This is a genomic window from Geitlerinema sp. CS-897, assembly GCF_028368005.1.
Lineage (GTDB): Bacteria > Cyanobacteriota > Cyanobacteriia > Cyanobacteriales > Geitlerinemataceae > Baaleninema > Baaleninema simplex.
The window spans coordinates 1-16,326 of the sequence record NZ_JAQNCQ010000369.1 but is presented as its reverse complement, the minus strand read 5'-3'; the positions used below and the strand labels follow the sequence as shown (position 1 = coordinate 16,326).

The 16,326-nt window shown below is 53.8% G+C and carries 16 protein-coding genes, 1 tRNA gene and 1 other RNA gene; 11 read left to right on the top strand and 7 right to left on the bottom strand.

What is annotated here, in order from left to right; translation table 11 throughout:
- Positions 1–88: 88 nt before the first annotated feature.
- Together ssrA and POG22_RS23390 are read right to left on the bottom strand one after the other, a co-directional pair.
- Positions 89–475: a transfer-messenger RNA gene (gene ssrA / locus POG22_RS23395) on the bottom strand.
- Positions 476–587: 112 nt separating this feature from the next.
- Positions 588–1,877 (bottom strand): RNA-guided endonuclease InsQ/TnpB family protein, encoded by a 1,290-nt coding sequence (locus POG22_RS23390; RefSeq protein ID WP_498907318.1) that lies wholly within the window; start codon positions 1,875–1,877, stop codon positions 588–590.
- On the opposite strand from POG22_RS23390, the gene tnpA reads away from it, so the two are divergent.
- From tnpA to POG22_RS23375, 3 genes are all read left to right on the top strand, one after another.
- Positions 1,871–2,284: an IS200/IS605 family transposase gene (gene tnpA, locus POG22_RS23385; protein WP_498907317.1), complete on the top strand. Its 414-nt coding sequence runs from the start codon at positions 1,871–1,873 to the stop codon at positions 2,282–2,284. The genes POG22_RS23390 and tnpA overlap by 7 nt on opposite strands.
- A gap of 303 nt (positions 2,285–2,587) precedes the next feature.
- Positions 2,588–3,664, top strand: a complete 1,077-nt coding sequence (gene ldpA, locus POG22_RS23380; RefSeq protein ID WP_498907316.1) for a circadian clock protein LdpA — start codon at positions 2,588–2,590, stop codon at positions 3,662–3,664.
- 55 nt (positions 3,665–3,719) lie between these two features.
- Positions 3,720–5,573, top strand: coding sequence for a R3H domain-containing nucleic acid-binding protein (locus tag POG22_RS23375; protein WP_498907315.1), 1,854 nt, complete (start codon positions 3,720–3,722; stop codon positions 5,571–5,573).
- A gap of 211 nt (positions 5,574–5,784) precedes the next feature.
- On the opposite strand, the gene POG22_RS23370 is transcribed toward POG22_RS23375, so the two are convergent.
- Complete coding sequence (locus POG22_RS23370) at positions 5,785–7,203, bottom strand: S-layer homology domain-containing protein (protein ID WP_498907314.1); 1,419 nt, start codon at positions 7,201–7,203, stop codon at positions 5,785–5,787.
- Positions 7,204–7,477: 274 nt separating this feature from the next.
- Here POG22_RS23370 and POG22_RS23365 point away from each other — a divergent pair, with 274 nt between their 5' ends.
- Both POG22_RS23365 and POG22_RS23360 read left to right on the top strand, forming a co-directional pair.
- Positions 7,478–7,978 (top strand): DUF3172 domain-containing protein, encoded by a 501-nt coding sequence (locus POG22_RS23365; protein WP_428012802.1) that lies wholly within the window; start codon positions 7,478–7,480, stop codon positions 7,976–7,978.
- A 152-nt stretch (positions 7,979–8,130) separates the two neighbouring features.
- Positions 8,131–8,222, top strand: a tRNA-Ser gene (locus tag POG22_RS23360).
- Between the two features lie 123 nt (positions 8,223–8,345).
- On the opposite strand, the gene POG22_RS23355 is transcribed toward POG22_RS23360, so the two are convergent.
- Positions 8,346–9,293 carry a serine hydrolase gene (locus POG22_RS23355; protein ID WP_498907313.1) on the bottom strand — a complete coding sequence of 316 codons (948 nt, stop codon included), beginning with the start codon at positions 9,291–9,293 and terminating at the stop codon, positions 8,346–8,348.
- 38 nt (positions 9,294–9,331) lie between these two features.
- Here POG22_RS23355 and POG22_RS23350 point away from each other — a divergent pair, with 38 nt between their 5' ends.
- Positions 9,332–10,057 (top strand): C40 family peptidase, encoded by a 726-nt coding sequence (locus POG22_RS23350; RefSeq protein ID WP_498907312.1) that lies wholly within the window; start codon positions 9,332–9,334, stop codon positions 10,055–10,057.
- A 280-nt stretch (positions 10,058–10,337) separates the two neighbouring features.
- On the opposite strand, the gene POG22_RS23345 is transcribed toward POG22_RS23350, so the two are convergent.
- A complete protein-coding gene (locus tag POG22_RS23345; protein WP_498907311.1) occupies positions 10,338–10,586 on the bottom strand; it encodes an Hfq-related RNA-binding protein in 249 nt (82 codons plus the stop codon).
- A gap of 47 nt (positions 10,587–10,633) precedes the next feature.
- Positions 10,634–10,756, bottom strand: a complete 123-nt coding sequence (locus POG22_RS23340) for a hypothetical protein (protein ID WP_498907310.1) — start codon at positions 10,754–10,756, stop codon at positions 10,634–10,636.
- Between the two features lie 26 nt (positions 10,757–10,782).
- Between POG22_RS23340 and dapF the strand changes: the two genes are divergently transcribed.
- Together dapF and POG22_RS23330 are read left to right on the top strand one after the other, a co-directional pair.
- Entirely contained in the window at positions 10,783–11,622 is an 840-nt protein-coding gene (dapF, locus tag POG22_RS23335; protein WP_498907309.1) for a diaminopimelate epimerase, read from the top strand.
- Positions 11,623–11,683: 61 nt separating this feature from the next.
- A complete protein-coding gene (locus POG22_RS23330; protein ID WP_498907308.1) occupies positions 11,684–12,847 on the top strand; it encodes a hypothetical protein in 1,164 nt (387 codons plus the stop codon).
- 120 nt (positions 12,848–12,967) lie between these two features.
- Here the strand turns inward: POG22_RS23330 and POG22_RS23325 are convergent, their stop codons facing one another.
- On the bottom strand, positions 12,968–14,170 hold the full coding sequence (locus POG22_RS23325) for a DUF1565 domain-containing protein (protein WP_498907307.1): 1,203 nt from the start codon (positions 14,168–14,170) through the stop codon (positions 12,968–12,970).
- Positions 14,171–14,259: 89 nt separating this feature from the next.
- On the opposite strand from POG22_RS23325, the gene POG22_RS23320 reads away from it, so the two are divergent.
- The 3 genes from POG22_RS23320 (at position 14,260) to psb34 (ending at position 16,166) form a co-directional block, all read left to right on the top strand.
- On the top strand, positions 14,260–15,381 hold the full coding sequence (locus tag POG22_RS23320) for a thiamine phosphate synthase (protein WP_498907306.1): 1,122 nt from the start codon (positions 14,260–14,262) through the stop codon (positions 15,379–15,381).
- A gap of 181 nt (positions 15,382–15,562) precedes the next feature.
- Positions 15,563–15,775, top strand: a complete 213-nt coding sequence (gene thiS, locus POG22_RS23315; RefSeq protein ID WP_017662428.1) for a sulfur carrier protein ThiS — start codon at positions 15,563–15,565, stop codon at positions 15,773–15,775.
- A gap of 211 nt (positions 15,776–15,986) precedes the next feature.
- Positions 15,987–16,166: a photosystem II assembly protein Psb34 gene (psb34, locus tag POG22_RS23310; protein WP_035493658.1), complete on the top strand. Its 180-nt coding sequence runs from the start codon at positions 15,987–15,989 to the stop codon at positions 16,164–16,166.
- Positions 16,167–16,326: the final 160 nt, after the last annotated feature.

The following is a 16,326-nucleotide window of genomic DNA, read 5'->3' as shown; positions in this document are numbered from 1 at the left end:
CTCTCCCCCTCTCCCCTGTTAAAAAACGACCCGTTCTCAAAGGAAACCGGGTCGTTTGCCAAATTGGGGATTCAGTTGGCGTGAAGTGGAATGGAGCCTACGGGAATCGAACCCGTGTCCGCCTTGGGTATTGACCTCACGATCGTTCACAGGCTTAGCTCTTTTTACCCTCAGAGCGGGGACCATCCATTATCCCGGATGGCGGGATGCTCTGGTAGAGTCTTTGCTAGAGCGCCGACCAGAGACGACGAACTAGCGCATCCGTTGGGGTTTACCCATAGCCCTTAACGGAGTCAGACTATGAGTGCTCGAACCTTTAGAGGTTTTTAGGCAACAGCAGCTGCCTTACGAGCGAAAGGAACGATGTTGTTCGCAGTTACTTTTTGGTTTGAGCCTTGGATTTACGAGAGGAGACTCACTCTCGGCCTGAATCACGCTTCGGATTTCTCCAACACGTCGAAACCTTTAAGGCCCCGTGTTGAGGCGCGATGTCGTTCCTTGTTTTTCTTATTATAGTACAAATATTTCCAGTTGTCAGTGTTCGGCGATAAGAGGTGTGAAAATCCAAGGACGAGAGAACTTGACGCTCATCCAGCTAACGCTTTGCGTATAGCTGGAGATTCCCCGTTCACAGACACTTGACTAGATGCCCCAAAAGGCACCCCCGTCAGATCGTCTCCAGGGGCATTTTGAAGACCGTGCGCCCCACGGCCTAAGAACCTATTTCGCAGTACGATGCCGCTTGCCACATCACGGGGCATTGAACATCCACAGGAGCACTGATGCCAGCGGTCAGAAAGGTTTTTCTTGACCACAGCACCGCAAGCCGGACATTCCTGACTGCTTCCCCGTGCATCCTCCTTGACGGCTGCCTTGCCACGCTTAAATGCAACCCAGGGAAGCACCGAATTAAGGAATTGCCCGTGACCAGCATCTAGCATATGCTTGCCTAATACCCCGCGACTCAGGCCAATCAGGTTCAAGTCTTCAACCACGATCGCGTCAGCGACATCACAAAGCTTGTGGGCTTGCTTGAAGTGAAAGTCTTTGCGGGTATTGGCAATTCGTTCGTGCAATCTCGCCACCTTAGCTTGAGCCTTTTTCCAGTTGGCCGACCCAATTTGTTTTCGCTTTAACCTGCGTTGCAGCAATTTCAGCTTGCGTTGCAGATCCACAAAAAACTTAGGTCGTTCAACCTGAAGACCGTCTGAGGTGGAAAGAAAATATTCCAGCCCGACATCGACTCCGACAACATGACCCACCAACGGCGGCTCTGGAATGGCAATGTCAGCCTGAAACGACAGCATCAGGTAATAGCCCGACGCCCGTTTGACAACCCTGGCTTGCTTGACAACAAAGCCCTCTGGATAAGGGCGAGACTGACGAATCGCCACCCAGCCAAGGCTAGGTAACTTAACTCGTCCCTGTGCCAACGGCACCTTACCCAGTTGAGGAAAGACGTATGACCGCATCCGACCCGCTTTCTTGAACCGTGGGAAGCCAGCACCCAGCTTTTGCCGACGCTCAAACGCTTGGTCGAGGCGTCTTAGGACTTGCTGCAAAGCCTGGGCGTTGACCGAAGCTAGATCGAGATTCGCCTTCTTGGCCTGGGTTAGACGCTGGCATTGAACTTTGAAGCTGGGGTAAGGCTCATCTGCCGGCATGATGTACTCGCTACGCAGAGAGCAGGCGTCGATCGAACACTTCCGCGAAGCCATCCAATCTTTGCGTTCTCTTAGCGCATAGTTCCAAACCTTGCGGCACACCTCTAAATCGTGGTCGATTTGTTCGGCTTGCTGCTTAGTCAGTTTTAGCTTGTACTCATACGTCAGGGTTATCATAGGGACATGATAACCTTTAGTCGTCAGCGATGCCACAGCAGTTAAACAAACTTAGACACTGCACTTACCTGATTCATTTTCACTTAGTCGTCGTGACCAAGTACCGTCGCAAATGTATCACCAAGCCGATGTTGGAGCGGCTTAGGCAAATCTTTGAAGAGACGTTGAGCAAGTGGGAGTGCGAGCTGGTGGAGTTCAACGGAGAGGCCGACCACCTTCACATCCTGATGTCGGTAAATCCCAAGGCGCAGCCATCTAAGCTGGTCAACAACCTGAAAACCGTTTCAAGTCGGCTCATCAGGAAGGAATTTGCTGAACACCTCAATCAGATTTACCGTGGCAAGCCTGTTTTCTGGAGCCGAACCTACTGCCTGCTTTCATGTGGCGGCGCACCTTTGGCAGTCATCAAGCAGTACATTGAGCAGCAGGCGGAGATTGAGTGATTGCTCCCTTCGGTCGCCCGCCGCTTCACCACCCCCCAAGCCTTCGGCTATGGGCGGAGCACTGCGACGGATCTCGGTAGAGAGTTCAAGAGTTCCGAAACGGTTCCCCGACCATTATCTGGAGATCTTCGTCAATCTCCATCCAAAACTGGTATTTGTAGTATGTTTGTATTATAGTGTAGTGGCAAGAGCGATCGCACCCCATATCTAGAGAAGAGGCAAGGGCGATCGCGCCTCGGGTCAATGGGAAAGACGCTTTCCGGCGCTCTCCCCATTTTGAACCCCACACAGTAGCATATAAGAGTGAGTAAGCTGAAATGTCCCTTACAGTCCCTACAAAAAGGAACCTGGTTCAAACTCATTTGCGGAGCCAGCTTCCAACATCTGCCGGCCGTCCGTAACTTAACCCTGGCGTACACCCTGGCCGGTGCCGATTGTATCGACGTGGCCGCAGATCCGGCAGTGGTCGAAGCGGCACGGGAAGGCATCGAGGCGGCCGGGCGGATCGCACAGACGGCATCTCCGCTGCTCATGGCGAGCGTCAACGATGCCGAAGATCCCCATTTCCGCAAAGCAGAATTCGATCCTAATCGCTGTCCTCCCGACTGTTCCCGTCCTTGCGAGCGGGTTTGTCCGGCCGATGCCATCGATCGCCACGGCGTCGCCGATCGCCGCTGTTACGGGTGCGGTCGCTGCATCCCCATCTGTCCTTACGGCTTCATCGAAACGCGATCTTACGTCGCCACGCCTGCCAGCGTCGCACCTCTCGTCTTGTCGATGGGAGTCGATGCCCTCGAAATTCACACCCAGCCGGGACAGTTTGAGGATTTCCAGCGGCTGTGGCGTGCCGTTCGTCCGTGGGTCGATCGCCTCAAAGCGATCGCCGTTAGCTGTCCCGATCGCGCCGATACCCTCGACTACCTGCGATCGCTCTACCGTTTGATGTCGCCCTTGCCGTACCCCGTCATCTGGCAAACCGACGGTCGCCCCATGAGTGGCGATATCGGAAAAGGAACGACTAAGGCCGCGATCGAATTTGGAAAAAAAGTTCTCGATTCCGGGATTCCCGGCCACGTTCAACTAGCAGGAGGAACTAACCATCATACCGCCTCCAAACTCAAATCTTTAAACTTGTTTAATAACTCGTTAAATTTTGAAGAATTGGAGAAAAAACAATTTCCAAAATGCCCGTCAGCCGCTAAATATATAGCAGGTGTTGCCTATGGAAGTTATGCGAGATCGCTGCTCTCTCCAATTTTGGAGCAATTAGAGCGTCGAAATGGTGACTCCACCCTGTATTTAGAAAACCATCCAGATTTGCTATGGTCTGCCGTCGAACTCGCGCGATCGCTCGTCTCTCAACACAAACCCTCCCGTTGAAACGTCGCGATCGCTAGCATTCCTTTTCGCCAGTCCTGTTGCCTTTAACATATTCATGGTCAACTCCAATCCGATTTATCCGTCTAACTCGTCCGACATTCTCAAAACCGATCGCCGAGACGCGTCGCCAGAATTCCGTCCCGCAGCGGGCGAGAACTCTCCAAACAGCACTCCTGTCGATGCGGCGACCCAACGCACTACCGACGATCTCGATCGCCTCATCGAAATACTACCCGAGGACATCCAAGAACGGCTCGACGGCCACCCTCAGCGCGATCGGCTCATCGAAATCGTCATGGACTTAGGACGGCTTCCCGAAGCGCGATTTCCCGGTGCGGCAGAGTACCTGTCCGAAACCCCCGTCACCCAAGCCGAACTCGACCTGTGCATCGAGCGCGTGGGACGGTTTGGCGGCGACAACCGGGCGGGAATCGAACAAACCCTGCACCGCATCAGTGCCATCCGCAACCGCAACGGCGACATCATCGGCTTAACCTGTCGCGTCGGACGAGCCGTTTTCGGAACCATCGGGTTAATTCACGACCTCGTCGAACGGGGGCAGTCCATTCTAATGCTGGGACGACCCGGCGTCGGGAAAACCACCGCTCTACGGGAAATCGCCCGCGTTCTGGCCGACGACCTCGACAAGCGCGTCGTCATCATCGACACCTCCAACGAAATCGCCGGAGACGGAGACATCCCGCACCCGGCCATCGGTCGCGCCCGGCGCATGCAAGTCGCTCGTCCGGAACTGCAACATCAGGTGATGATCGAGGCGGTAGAAAACCATATGCCCGAAGTCATCGTCATCGATGAAATCGGCACGGAACTCGAAGCCCTGGCCGCCCGAACCATCGCCGAACGGGGCGTGCAATTGGTGGGAACCGCTCACGGCAACCGCATCGAGAACCTGATTAAAAACCCCACCTTGGCGGATTTAATCGGGGGCATTCAATCGGTGACGCTCGGCGACGAAGAAGCCCGACGGCGGGGAACTCAAAAAACCGTCCTCGAACGGAAAGCCCCTCCCACGTTCGACATCGCTGTAGAAATGCTGGAACGGTATCGCTGGGTGGTTCACGAAAGCGTTGCCGATACCGTCGATACGCTGTTGCGGGGACGCAATCCCAACCCGCAAGTGCGGACGATGAAGGAAAACGGTCAAGTTGCGATTACCCACGAACTGCCGGACAGTCTGTCGGCGGTTCCCCCGAATCCTCCGGCTGGGGTGCGAGGTTGGCGGGCGTCGGGGCGGATGCAACCGCTGCCGAAACCGGGGTCTAAATCGCGAACGACTCCCACGTCCACTTCGCCCCAGAAGCATTTCGAGCAGTTGTTGGACGCGTCCTTAGCGGGGTCTTCGACGCAGTTCGATCGCTTCGGAAACGAAATTTCCGACGAGGAGGAACTGTTCTATCTGTATCCTTACGGTGTCAGTCGCCAGCAACTCGAACAAACGATCGATGTGTTGGAATTGCCCGTGGCGATTACGAAGGATTTGGACGGTGCCGATGCGGTGTTGGCGTTGCGATCGAATCTGAAGAACCATTCTAAGCTGCGCCACGTGGCGAAAGCCCGACAAATTCCCATCCATCTCATCAAATCGAGTACGGTTCCGCAAATTACGCGAGCGTTGCGCCGTTTGTTGAAGATGGAAGATCCCGGCGTTCCCGATGTTGCCGATTTGCGCCTGTTTACTCAAAACGGCAGCGACGACGAAATCGAAGCCCTCGAAGAAGCGCGATTGGCGGTCGAACAAATTGTTCTTCCGAAGGGACAACCGGTTGAGTTGTTACCGCGATCGCCGAAAGTGCGGAAAATGCAACACGAACTCGTCGAACACTACCGGTTGAAATCCGATAGTTTCGGCGACGAACCGAACCGCCGACTTCGGATTTATCCGGCGTAGGCGCGTCGATGGCGAACCCCCCAACCTTCGATGTTGGGGGGTTCGTTAGTGGGGTTACGAACTGTCTGTTTCTAGAACTCTATGTCTGGTAATTCGAGCGATCGCGTTCCTCGATCGTCTCGAAAACCGCAGAAAAGTCGAAAGTCCCATCGTCGGTAACGGGAACTGCGATCGCCGCCACAAAACCTTCATCGAAAGTTGGCGGAACCCCTTACCGGACACCGTAGTAATCCAAAGTGTACTGAATTGCAGCCAAACGTCGCGCTTGGTCGTAGCGCAACCACGCCCAGTTATTGCGGAAACCGGAGGCTTCCAAACGTCCCGTAGCGGGATTGATGTAACTGTACGCCCGCGCCTCTAAAATGGCGTCCATTCCCGTAAACCCGCGAGCTTTTAGCTGTTGCAAGTTGGCTAAGTAATGTTGCGCCGCGAGGGGGGCTTGGTTGGCTAAGTCGATTCCGGCGATTAACTCGATCGCCGACAAATTCATGCCGTTATCTTGGGCGTAATTCTGTAAGGCGGCAGTGAATTGATAGAGTCGTTGCAGTTGTAGGAAATCGGCTTCTTCGGGCGTTCGCGCCCCATGTTGGAAACTGAAGGTTCCCATGTTGCGCTTGCCGTTTCCGGGGTCGGTGTGACCCCAGTAAGCGGAGGTTTTGCCGCCGTCAACCGTGCGGGTTCCCTCTGCCATCCCCAGAGCGATAGTTCCGGGGGTGTTGGAGTTAGCGAACAGTTGCGCGATTAAATCGGGGGTGGCGACGGGGGAGTTCAGCGGTTGCGCGTTGGGATCGCGATCGATCTCGGCGTTGGCGATCGAACCCTTAGAATCGATGGCGATCGGTGCCAGTCCGCCCCCTTTCACCATCGTTTTGTACAGCAACACTGCCACGTCCGCCCGAGTTGCGGCAAAGTTGGGATAGAGTGCTGGATTTTCGGGATCGGGGACGATGATTTCATGTGCGATCGCCGCTAAAACTCGCTCTCGGGCATCGTCGGGGACGCGATCGAGATCTCGCAGTTCCAACTTGCTCTTTTCTTTCTGTTCTGGCGTCAGCGACAGTCCCAAGTTATCCGCCAACGCCACCACGACTTCTAAACGCGAGGCGACAGCTTCGGGTTTGTCTGCCTCCTCGTTCACTTTCCCCAACAAAGTTTTGCCGAACTGCGTCAAACGAACTGATGGCTTTTCCTCTTTGGCTTCGTCCGTCTCCTCTACCGCGTTCCCGTTCATTTCATTACGGGCTTCCACACTTTTTTCGAGCCACTTATGAAACTCGGCTTCTGTCAAGGGTGAATCTGGATTAAATTTCCCATCTTCAGCAGCGGGAATAATGCCTTGTCTGGCTAAGGCTTCGATATAGGGACGTTCCCAGCGATCGCCCAAATCCGCAAACTCCACCGCTTCCTGAAGTTCGGGAATTTCGATATTGTTCCCCAAAACCGGCGCCGGACCGTCAGCCGACTCGGGCGCACAGACGAAAATACTATCGGCTCGTCCGGTTTGCGCTGGCGTTAACTCGACGATCTGGCAGTTATCGGGCAGTTGAATGGCAACTTCCGGTCTTTCGGGTGCTGTCGCGCTGGGAGAAGCCGCCGCAAAAGCCAAGAGTGCAAGGGGGGAAAGATTCATATCCTACAAGTATCCTGTTCTGGGATATCGGTTCATTGTATCACTCTTCAGTAATATAGATGCTGTATCGGGAAAGATGCCCCGCGATCGCATCTTGGAAGAGTTCGGTCGAGCGTTCGGTCGCATTCCTCGATCGACAATTAAACTAGAAGTATCCGACCGCTTGCAACCCGATGACGGTTCCCGAGTTCGCACGTTAAATTATTAACATCAATTTACAGTCTACGGTAAACTCACCCAACACTACTGCTTTGGAGGCGACGCCAAACTCACGATGAAACGCAAATCCACATCTGCATTTAACTACACTCTACTCGCCCTGATCGGCGGCGTGTTCGTTCTCGGCGTAGGGGTCGGGATTGCGTTTAGTTCCACCACCAACGTTAACGCCCAGAACGTCGCCTCGCGCGAGTTCCTCGATCGCAGCGCCCCCAACCCGGAAGTCTGCGTCCAGTACGGCGCCAGCGCGATGGTCGTCGAAAGCCGCGCCTACGTCACCCTCAACCCCTTCAACGTCTACATGGCGCAGCCGAGTATGGAACCTGGATGTGTCGTCCGCAGTAACAACTGGTCAGTTCTCGAACGCATGAAAGCTGTAACCTCTGAAGAGGTGCGCGACTGTAAAAACCGCCTGAACACCTTTGGCTTTACCGGAGATCTCAACAACAATCCCAGAGTGCAGTGTATCTATCAAAACAACAGCGACGATAACCGCTTCCTCGTCGAACCCGGTGCTGGAGTTAACAAACCCGCCCCCGAATCCGAACGGTTCTAGCCGCTTAAACTCGAGGCGTTGAGGAACTTTCGCAACGGCTTCAACGCCTCGACTCCCGAACTGACCGGGGATTTTTCCCCATTGCCCAAAAAAAGTTCGTCAGGGGGTGTACGAGAAAAAATTCTGTGCTACAATAGTTATCCTGAAAGCCTGGAGAGGTGGCTGAGTGGTTGAAAGCGGCAGATTGCTAATCTGTTGTACGGATCGTAAGGCCGTACCGAGGGTTCGAATCCCTCTCTCTCCGTTTTAAAACGAAGCCCCGGTTTCCTCAAGAAGCTGGGGCTTTTTACAGTGAACAGTGAACAGTGAGCAGTGAGGACAGTTAACAGGTAATCGTTGCTCCCCATCACCTTATCTTCCCATCACCTCAACTTTCTTGACTCAATTCCCGCATGGCTTGGGCGACTTGTTGGGACACGAACGGTAACAGCTTCTCGTTGCGACTTTGTTCGGGGCCTTCAGTAAATACTACTAACACGTAAGGTCGGGCGTCCGATAACTCGATATACGCCGCATCGTGACGAACGCGACTCATCAACCCTGCTTTCGACCAAACCCCCGTATCCAAGGATAATCCGTCCCCGAGAAAGCCCGTAACTTGGTTCTCCGGGTCGGCGGCCAAGTCCGTCGGGTCGAGGCTGCGTTTCATTAACGCCATCATCTGCTGCGACGCTTGGGAAGAAACTGCAACACCGCCAATAATACTGTGTAGCAGTCGAGCGGTGGCGTTCGTCGTCAGCATATTGCGATTTTCCATCATCGTGCCGAGAAACGCCCGTTCTCGACCGTAAGCTCCGTCACACCAGGTTTTCTGGTTGACGTTAATCGTTTCGAGTTCCGGCCATCCTAACGCGTGAAAATAGCGGTTGACGAGGTTCCGCTGCATTTTCCAGGTTTCAAAGGGCCCGGCGGGAAGTTCCGGCCCGCTGGTGGTTCCGGTGAGAACGTCAACGACTAAACTGGTGGCGTCGTTACTCGAATCGACGATCGCGTCGCGAACGGCGCGATCGAGTTCGGGAGAGGGTTGAAGCATCCCTTTTTCTAACCATTCGTAGACCGCCACTAGATAGAATAGTTTGACGACGCTTGCCGGATAGATGCGTTCGACTCCGCGATAATGAAAGCCTCGAGGTTGGTACTTCCAAAATTCGGTTGCGCTGAGGGCGCCTCCCGTGTTGACGGCGATTGGAGGGTCGTAGGGAATCCAGGTTAAGGCGATCTGATTTTCCGATAGCTCCGGAAAGGTATCCCAGGTCGCTTGTAAAATGCGATCGCCGTACTCTTGAAGTCGGTCGTCTTTTCTAAAAAACGTCATCGTCAAATGTCCAGTCAGTATTGAAAGTCACTATCGAAATGGTCGAATTGAATCGAGTCGCTGAATATTGCAGCCTAGCAGCAGTCGACCTCTACGATTCCCCCCGCTGTGAAGCGTTGGCCACTCAAGCGGCGACAGGGCGACACCTGCGAATTGTATCACTGCCGTCTGAGAAGACTCCTTCTGCGTTCGTGCGCCTGTGCGAAGACGATTACCCAGGATGGATAAAGCTGGAGGCGGTACGCCACCTCGAACGTGTGGAAACCTCTTATTCTCCCCTCGATCTCAGTCAAGCGGAAATTCGGGCGGCGATTCCCCAAGTTATCGAGTTTACGCATCGCGCGATGGCGGAACACGAGTTTTATTTGTGGGGAGGAACGGTCGGTCCGAATTACGATTGTTCGGGGTTGATACAGGCGGCATTTGCTTCGGTGGGGATTTGGTTGCCTCGGGATGCTTATTTACAGGAAGCTTTTGCCGAACCGATTTCGATCGAGGCGTTGCAAGCTGGGGATTTGGTGTTTTTCGGAACGCCTCAGAAAACGAACCACGTGGGGCTGTATTTGGGAAAAAATCGATATATTCACAGTTCTGGACGGGAATTCGGACGTAACGGGATCGGTATCGACGAGTTATCACCTCACGGTGGTGAGGTCGCCCGCAATTATTTTCGGATTTTACGGGGAGCCGGACGGATTACCCACAGCTACCAACCGGGAGAGTTACTGACATTGCAGCCGAATTTTGAATTGCGATCGCGTTAGGTTTTTTATTGCGATCGAAACTGCATTTTTAAAGATTGCAATATTCGATGTTTTTGTGCAGGATTGCAAGTATATTAAGACGAGCGATCTTGCTAAAATTTACCTAAAATTTACACTGTGTAGCCTCGAAATTTTAGGCAATCCATCGAGTATTTGTTTTCGGGCAATGCAGTTTCAAAACCAGAAAAACATGAAGCGATCGCAAGAAAAACAACTTCATGCAAAAAACGAGCTGATATTTATTTTTTCTAAAAATACAGGGCAGCCATGAAATACAGAATTACTCGTCCGAGTCTTCAGATTCGGAATCCTGTATCTCAGTTGGCTTGATATAAACCACTAACTCGCGATTCACAAAATACTGATGTCCTTCCTCGTTTTGAAAACAAAAATAAATTGGATCTTGCCACATTAAATTCCCAACGAGTCGCTCGCCGAGAGTCGTTTGTAACTCCAAACGAGTTTTGTTTTTAACGTACTCTTGAAAAAAGCGAATGCTCGGAAGGCTCGTATCGAGATCGATCGTCATGATTTACACTCCTGTAACATAATAGACACCAGAGACCCTAACGTATTCTACGATGGTGCGGACAGACGCGATCGCGGCAACCGACCGGACAACACTTTGTGAGACTGCGCGATCGTGCCGACTTCATCAAGATTCGGGAAATCAGCGATCGCGTCCGTCCCTATCCCCATACCGTCAGCAACACCTCTGACTCACGATGGCTATCGAATTTACCAAATATCACGGTTTAGGCAACGATTTCATTCTCATCGACAACCGCCACCAATCGGCCCCCGTTTTGACCCCCCAAGACGCTGAGCGGCTGTGTCACCGCAATTTCGGTATCGGTGCTGACGGTGTAATTTTCGTACTTCCCGGCGTGGGGGATACCGACTACGCCATGCGGATTTTCAACTCTGACGGTTCCGAACCGGAAATGTGCGGGAACGGAATTCGCTGCTTCATGCAGTTCGTCGCCGAACTCGACGGCGATCGCGCCAAAGACATCTACCGCATCCATACCCTAGCAGGGGTCATCGCCCCCCAACGACAGACGGACGGACGGGTTAAAGTGGATATGGGTCTGCCGCGACTGCTCGCCGGGGAAATTCCCACGACCCTGGCCGCCGAGACTGACAAAGTCATCGATCGCTCTCTCGAAGTCGGCGATCGGACGTGGTCGGTTACGTGCGTGAGTATGGGCAACCCCCACTGTATCGCATTTGTCGAAGACGCAGACGCCATCGATCTGGCGCGAATCGGACCGCAATTCGAGCGCCATCCGGAATTTCCCCAGCGAATTAATACGGAGTTTATCGAGGTTAAAGCGCCGAATACCGTAAAAATGCGGGTGTGGGAACGGGGGGCAGGTGCTACGCTGGCCTGTGGAACGGGTGCTTGTGCGTCCGTCGTGGCAGGGGTTCTCACCCAACGTTGCGATCGCAAAACCACAGTCGAACTTCCGGGCGGACAGCTAGAAATTGAGTGGTCGCAAGATAACGGGCGCGTTTACATGACAGGCGCTGCCGAGCGCGTGTTCTCCGGTTGCCTCGGGTAATTCAATCCCGTCGCAGACAGATGTTTAGCAATTTTTACAGCAACGCTACAGAGGACAATCGATGGGTGGAGGCATTTATCTGATTCAGGACGACGAGCAGTTGGTCGAGATGTCAGAACAATCTTACGAATCCGAAGAACAACTGCAAGAACTTCTCGAAACCTATCCCAACCTACTGGCTGGGGATCAAATCGATACGGCTCTCCCCCGTCATTGGTTGCTGGTAAAGCGAGAAACCCCGATTCCCTCTGAAGAAGACGGAACCGCCCGTTGGTCGCTCGATCGCCTGTTTATCGATCAAAACGCGATTCCGACTCTGGTGGAAGTGCGACGGGTCGAAAACAGCCGCGTGCGCCAGGAAATTATCGGTCAAATGCTCGACTACGCCGCCAACGCCAGCATTTACTGGCCTGTCGATACCATCGTGTCGCAGTTTGAAACCAACTGTCGCGAACTCGGCCGCGATCCGGAACAGGTGTTTGAAGAATTTTTGGGAACGGAAGCCGACGAGGAACGGTTTTGGCAAAAGGTGAAAACTCACCTACAAGCTGGAAAACTACGCTTGGTCTTCGTCGCCGATATCATCCCCTCGGAATTGCGGCGGGTCGTGGAATTCCTCAACGAACAAGTCGACCCGGCGGAAGTGCTGGCGATCGAACTCAAGCAATACACCGATCGCGAACCGGACAACCTGCGGATGCTCGTTCCCCGAGTTCTCGGACAAACAGCAGAAGCCCGCTTGAAAAAGTCCAGTGCGACGCGGGAACGGCGGCGTTGGGACGAAACTTCGTTTTTCCAAGAATTCGAGGCGCGTCGAGGGCGGGAAGAAGCTAAAATCGCCGGGAAAATCTACGAGTGGGCGAAAAATAAGACCCCACAGGTGGAGGTGCAATGGGGCAAAGGTGACAATTACGGTGGCTTCGTGGTGTCGTTGCCCAGTCGCCAGGGTCAGCCGGGACGAGATTTGTTTAACGTGGGGATTTGGGGCGGTTTGGAAATTTCCTCCCAAAGCTACGGTTCGCGATCGCCCTTCGACGACCCGGAAAAGTGGAACGAACTGCGATCGAAATTCAGTTCCATCGGGATGGCACTGCCGACGAATCCCACGGAAACCCGCTTTCCCAACCTCCGCCTGTCGGCCATGCAAGACGAGTTGACGTTACAACAAGTCTTACAAACCTTCGCGTGGGTCGTTGAAGAAGTCTCGAAAACCCATAACAGTTAAAAACAGTCACCAGTGAAGACAGGGAACAGGGAACGGGGAACGGGGAACAGTTCATAGTTTCTCCCTTTCTCCCCCTCTCCCCCTCTCCCCTTCTCCCTTTCTCCCCCTCTCCCCCTCTCCCTAGGGCAATTCCTCTAAACGGGCGTTCAAGCCGTTTTCGTGCAGTTGCTGTAATACCCGTTCGGCGCGATCGCGATTGCGAAAGGCTCCGGCTTGCGTGAAACTACCGTCAGAGTGGCGCACGGTGAAGGCGTCGGGAACCACTAGACGAACCAAACTGGCCTCGGTGCTGTTGCGCGGGACGACGAGAATGCGGTAGCGCAATCGGGCGGTGACTAAGTCGTCCGTGTATGCAGGCGGCGGTGGAGGTGCGCCGGGAACCAAGGAAATGACTTCGGTTGAGGGTAAGGGTAAATCACCGCGATCGCCCAAGGGAGGACTCGAGTTCGGAACCGGAAGCGGCGGCAGCGTGCCGAGGGTCGCTTGGGGAATCGAGAAGGGGCGATCGACTCCCCGATAGGCAATTTGCGGCTTGTTGTTGAGACGAGGGCGACTGCCAGAATCCAAGCGAAACGCCTGACGGCTGCCCCAGGTGACGACGGCAACGCCATCGGAGTTTTCTGTGGAACGCTGGGCGACCGTGGCGCGATCGGCTCGATTCTCCATTGCGTTCGAGTCGTTCTGCATTACATTGTTCTGTAACACGGGTCGGCCGTTGGCCGTCACGGCAATGTCTCGTCCGCCGTTGCCCGAAAAGCGACTGTTGACGACCCAAGGGCTGCCAGATTCGACCCAAACGCCGTGACCTTCAGGATTGCTGACCGTGACGCCGTTGAGTCCCGCACCGTCGACCCCGACGATCGCCACTCGCTGCGTTCCCGAAGCTATCGAGACTGTACCGCCGCCGAAGATGACGACTTGGCGTCCTCGTTCCTCGGGATTGCCGTACAGCGTCACCCCCGATTTCAGACGGATCGGAAAGATTTCGCCGGTTTGGGTGCTGTACGTGCCTCGGCTGAGTATAATTACGGTATTTGGCTGCGCGACGGCGAGGGCGCGGGTAATCGTGCCGAAAGGGGTTTCAGCACTGCCGGACTCGGTGCGATCGCTCCCCCGAACCGGATCGACATAAAGCAGTCGCGTTTGGGAAGGCTCGGTGGCGATCGCACCTCGGCGATCGAAGGGCGTTTCGAGTGACTGAGCGAGGGGCGAGGGGGCGAACGTCAACTCGCAAAGCAGAACCACCCCAACGGCGACACCCGTTCCGAGACGGTCGAACCGACCGATCGCTCGCAGGAGCGACAGGAGAAACCTAAACTGCATGGGCGAACTCCAAAATGTGAGGAAACCAACATCGAACTCGCGACGTGCAGATGCTCCCGTTACGGCAGAACCCATCACCATCAATTTCTATGAACGTTCGCGAAATTCAAGATCCAAACGTTATCGAGGGAGAAGTGTTCGTGGAAGAACGAAACAACGCTAAACCCTTCGTTCCACCGGCCGTTTGCCGCATTTTAGACGCCAACCTCGATCGCGCGCGGGAAGGATTGAGAATTATCGAGGAATGGTGTCGCTTCGGCTTGAACGACGTTCGCTTGACGGAGACGTGCAAAGGGTTGCGCCAAGAACTGGCACGTTGGCACGATCCGACTCTCCGAGCGGCACGGAATACCCCAGACGACCCCGGAACGGAGCTGACCCATCCCCAGGAATCTCAACGCGCCAGTGTCGAACAGGTGTTGCAGGCGAACCTCTGTCGGGTTGAAGAGGCGCTGCGCGTCCTCGAGGAGTACGGAAAGCTTTATCGCCCGGACTTGGGGGCGGCGTGCAAACAAATGCGCTACCAAGTTTATACCCTAGAAAGTCGCTTTTTGGCGTACCGACGCCAGCAAGCACTCGAACAGTCTCGGTTATACTTCGTTACGACACCGTCTGGCAATTTGTTCGAGGTGGTCGAAGCAGCACTGCAAGGGGGGTTGTCTCTGGTGCAATATCGCGATAAAAACGCCGACGACGTAACCCGCTTGCAAAGGGCCCAGAAACTCAAGCAACTTTGCCATCGCTACGGAGCGTTGTTTTTAATGAACGATCGCGTGGATTTGGCGTTAGCCGTCGATGCGGACGGGGTACACTTGGGACAGAAAGACGTTCCGGTGGCTTTGGCGCGGCAGTTGTTGGGATCTCACCGCATTGTGGGGCGATCGACCACGAACCCGGAGGAAATGCGCCGCGCCCTCGATGAAGGGGTAGACTATATCGGCGTCGGCCCAGTATACGCGACGCCAGTGAAGCAGGGAAAAAAACCGGCGGGTTTGGAATACGTGCGCTACGCTGCCGAACACTGTCCGATTCCCTGGTTCGCCATCGGCGGCATCGATATGAACAATATCAGGGATATCTTCATGGCTGGGGGCGATCGCGTGGCGATGGTGCGAGCGATCGCTGAGGCGGAACAACCTACCCTCGTTACGCAGTACTTTCTCTCTCAACTGGCTTGGGTCGAACGGATGCGAGAGATGAACGATGAGTAATTTTGTCACTTTCAATGCAAGCTTGTTTTGCTTTCTTTAACTGTTTGAAGATCGAAAAAAGACAGGATCGATATTCAAGAAAAATTGTTTCTTTAAAACAATTTTTCTTGAAATTAATGTCAATTCATTGTAAGATTCTAAATCTCAAAATCTTTATCAAGAAGACGTTCTGGCTTTTTTTATGACTATCAATCTCAAAGTCAACGGCGAATTAAAAACCTGTTCTGAAGGGCGATCGCTTCCCGATTTTTTAATACAAATTGGCTTGAACCCTCGCTTGATTGCAGTGGAATACAACGGCGAAATTCTACACCGTCAATATTGGGACTCAACACAACTCCAAGAAGGCGATCGCCTCGAAATCGTCACCATCGTCGGCGGTGGGGTGTCGTGACGCGGGCGAGAAAATAGCATCGACCATTGTTCCGATGGTCGTCTGGTGTCGCGCACCAAACTCAACCGCAGCAAGGGTTATAAGCTCGGGATTCCTCCCGACTCACTCGTAAAGCGTTAAGAAATGCAAAGACAATATTAAGAAATGCAACAAAAGTGACGTTTAGTTGTGATAGGATGATCCGCAGACACGTAGCGTAGAGGACTACTTCATGCCTTACACCGAAGAAGATGGCGGTCGTTTGAATAACTTCGCGGTAGAACCCAAGATGTACACCGCAGAGCCGCCAACCCAGAAAGAAAAACGGAATTACATTGTTTTTGGCGCTTTAGCTGCTGTACTCGTTGCAGGTGTCGTAGCGGTTGCGTTTGCCGCCTCTAACGTCAGCTAGGTTGTTTCAACAACTTTTTCACAACTAAATCGTTGCAAACTCTTTGCAAACTTTGAACAAAATTAGCCCGCATTCAACCACATAGGAACAGGTGGGGGTTAGGGCGCGGCAATGAGGAGCAACACCGCGTAACCCACTCGCCGCCGGGCGAGTGGAGGGG

What these genes read in the sequence shown, in the direction of transcription:
- thiS (WP_017662428.1), top strand. Translation starts at nt 15,563, where the DNA reads ATGACTATCAATCTCAAAGTCAACGGCGAATTAAAAACCTGTTCTGAA.
- POG22_RS23375 (WP_498907315.1), top strand. Translation starts at nt 3,720, where the DNA reads ATGGTCAACTCCAATCCGATTTATCCGTCTAACTCGTCCGACATTCTC.
- POG22_RS23325 (WP_498907307.1), bottom strand. Translation starts at nt 14,170, where the DNA reads ATGCAGTTTAGGTTTCTCCTGTCGCTCCTGCGAGCGATCGGTCGGTTC.
- POG22_RS23320 (WP_498907306.1), top strand. Translation starts at nt 14,260, where the DNA reads ATGAACGTTCGCGAAATTCAAGATCCAAACGTTATCGAGGGAGAAGTG.
- POG22_RS23330 (WP_498907308.1), top strand. Translation starts at nt 11,684, where the DNA reads ATGGGTGGAGGCATTTATCTGATTCAGGACGACGAGCAGTTGGTCGAG.
- tnpA (WP_498907317.1), top strand. Translation starts at nt 1,871, where the DNA reads ATGCCACAGCAGTTAAACAAACTTAGACACTGCACTTACCTGATTCAT.
- POG22_RS23345 (WP_498907311.1), bottom strand. Translation starts at nt 10,586, where the DNA reads ATGACGATCGATCTCGATACGAGCCTTCCGAGCATTCGCTTTTTTCAA.
- POG22_RS23355 (WP_498907313.1), bottom strand. Translation starts at nt 9,293, where the DNA reads ATGACGTTTTTTAGAAAAGACGACCGACTTCAAGAGTACGGCGATCGC.
- POG22_RS23365 (WP_428012802.1), top strand. Translation starts at nt 7,478, where the DNA reads ATGAAACGCAAATCCACATCTGCATTTAACTACACTCTACTCGCCCTG.
- dapF (WP_498907309.1), top strand. Translation starts at nt 10,783, where the DNA reads ATGGCTATCGAATTTACCAAATATCACGGTTTAGGCAACGATTTCATT.
- POG22_RS23340 (WP_498907310.1), bottom strand. Translation starts at nt 10,756, where the DNA reads ATGGGGATAGGGACGGACGCGATCGCTGATTTCCCGAATCTTGATGAA.
- psb34 (WP_035493658.1), top strand. Translation starts at nt 15,987, where the DNA reads ATGCCTTACACCGAAGAAGATGGCGGTCGTTTGAATAACTTCGCGGTA.
- POG22_RS23350 (WP_498907312.1), top strand. Translation starts at nt 9,332, where the DNA reads ATGGTCGAATTGAATCGAGTCGCTGAATATTGCAGCCTAGCAGCAGTC.
- POG22_RS23370 (WP_498907314.1), bottom strand. Translation starts at nt 7,203, where the DNA reads ATGAATCTTTCCCCCCTTGCACTCTTGGCTTTTGCGGCGGCTTCTCCC.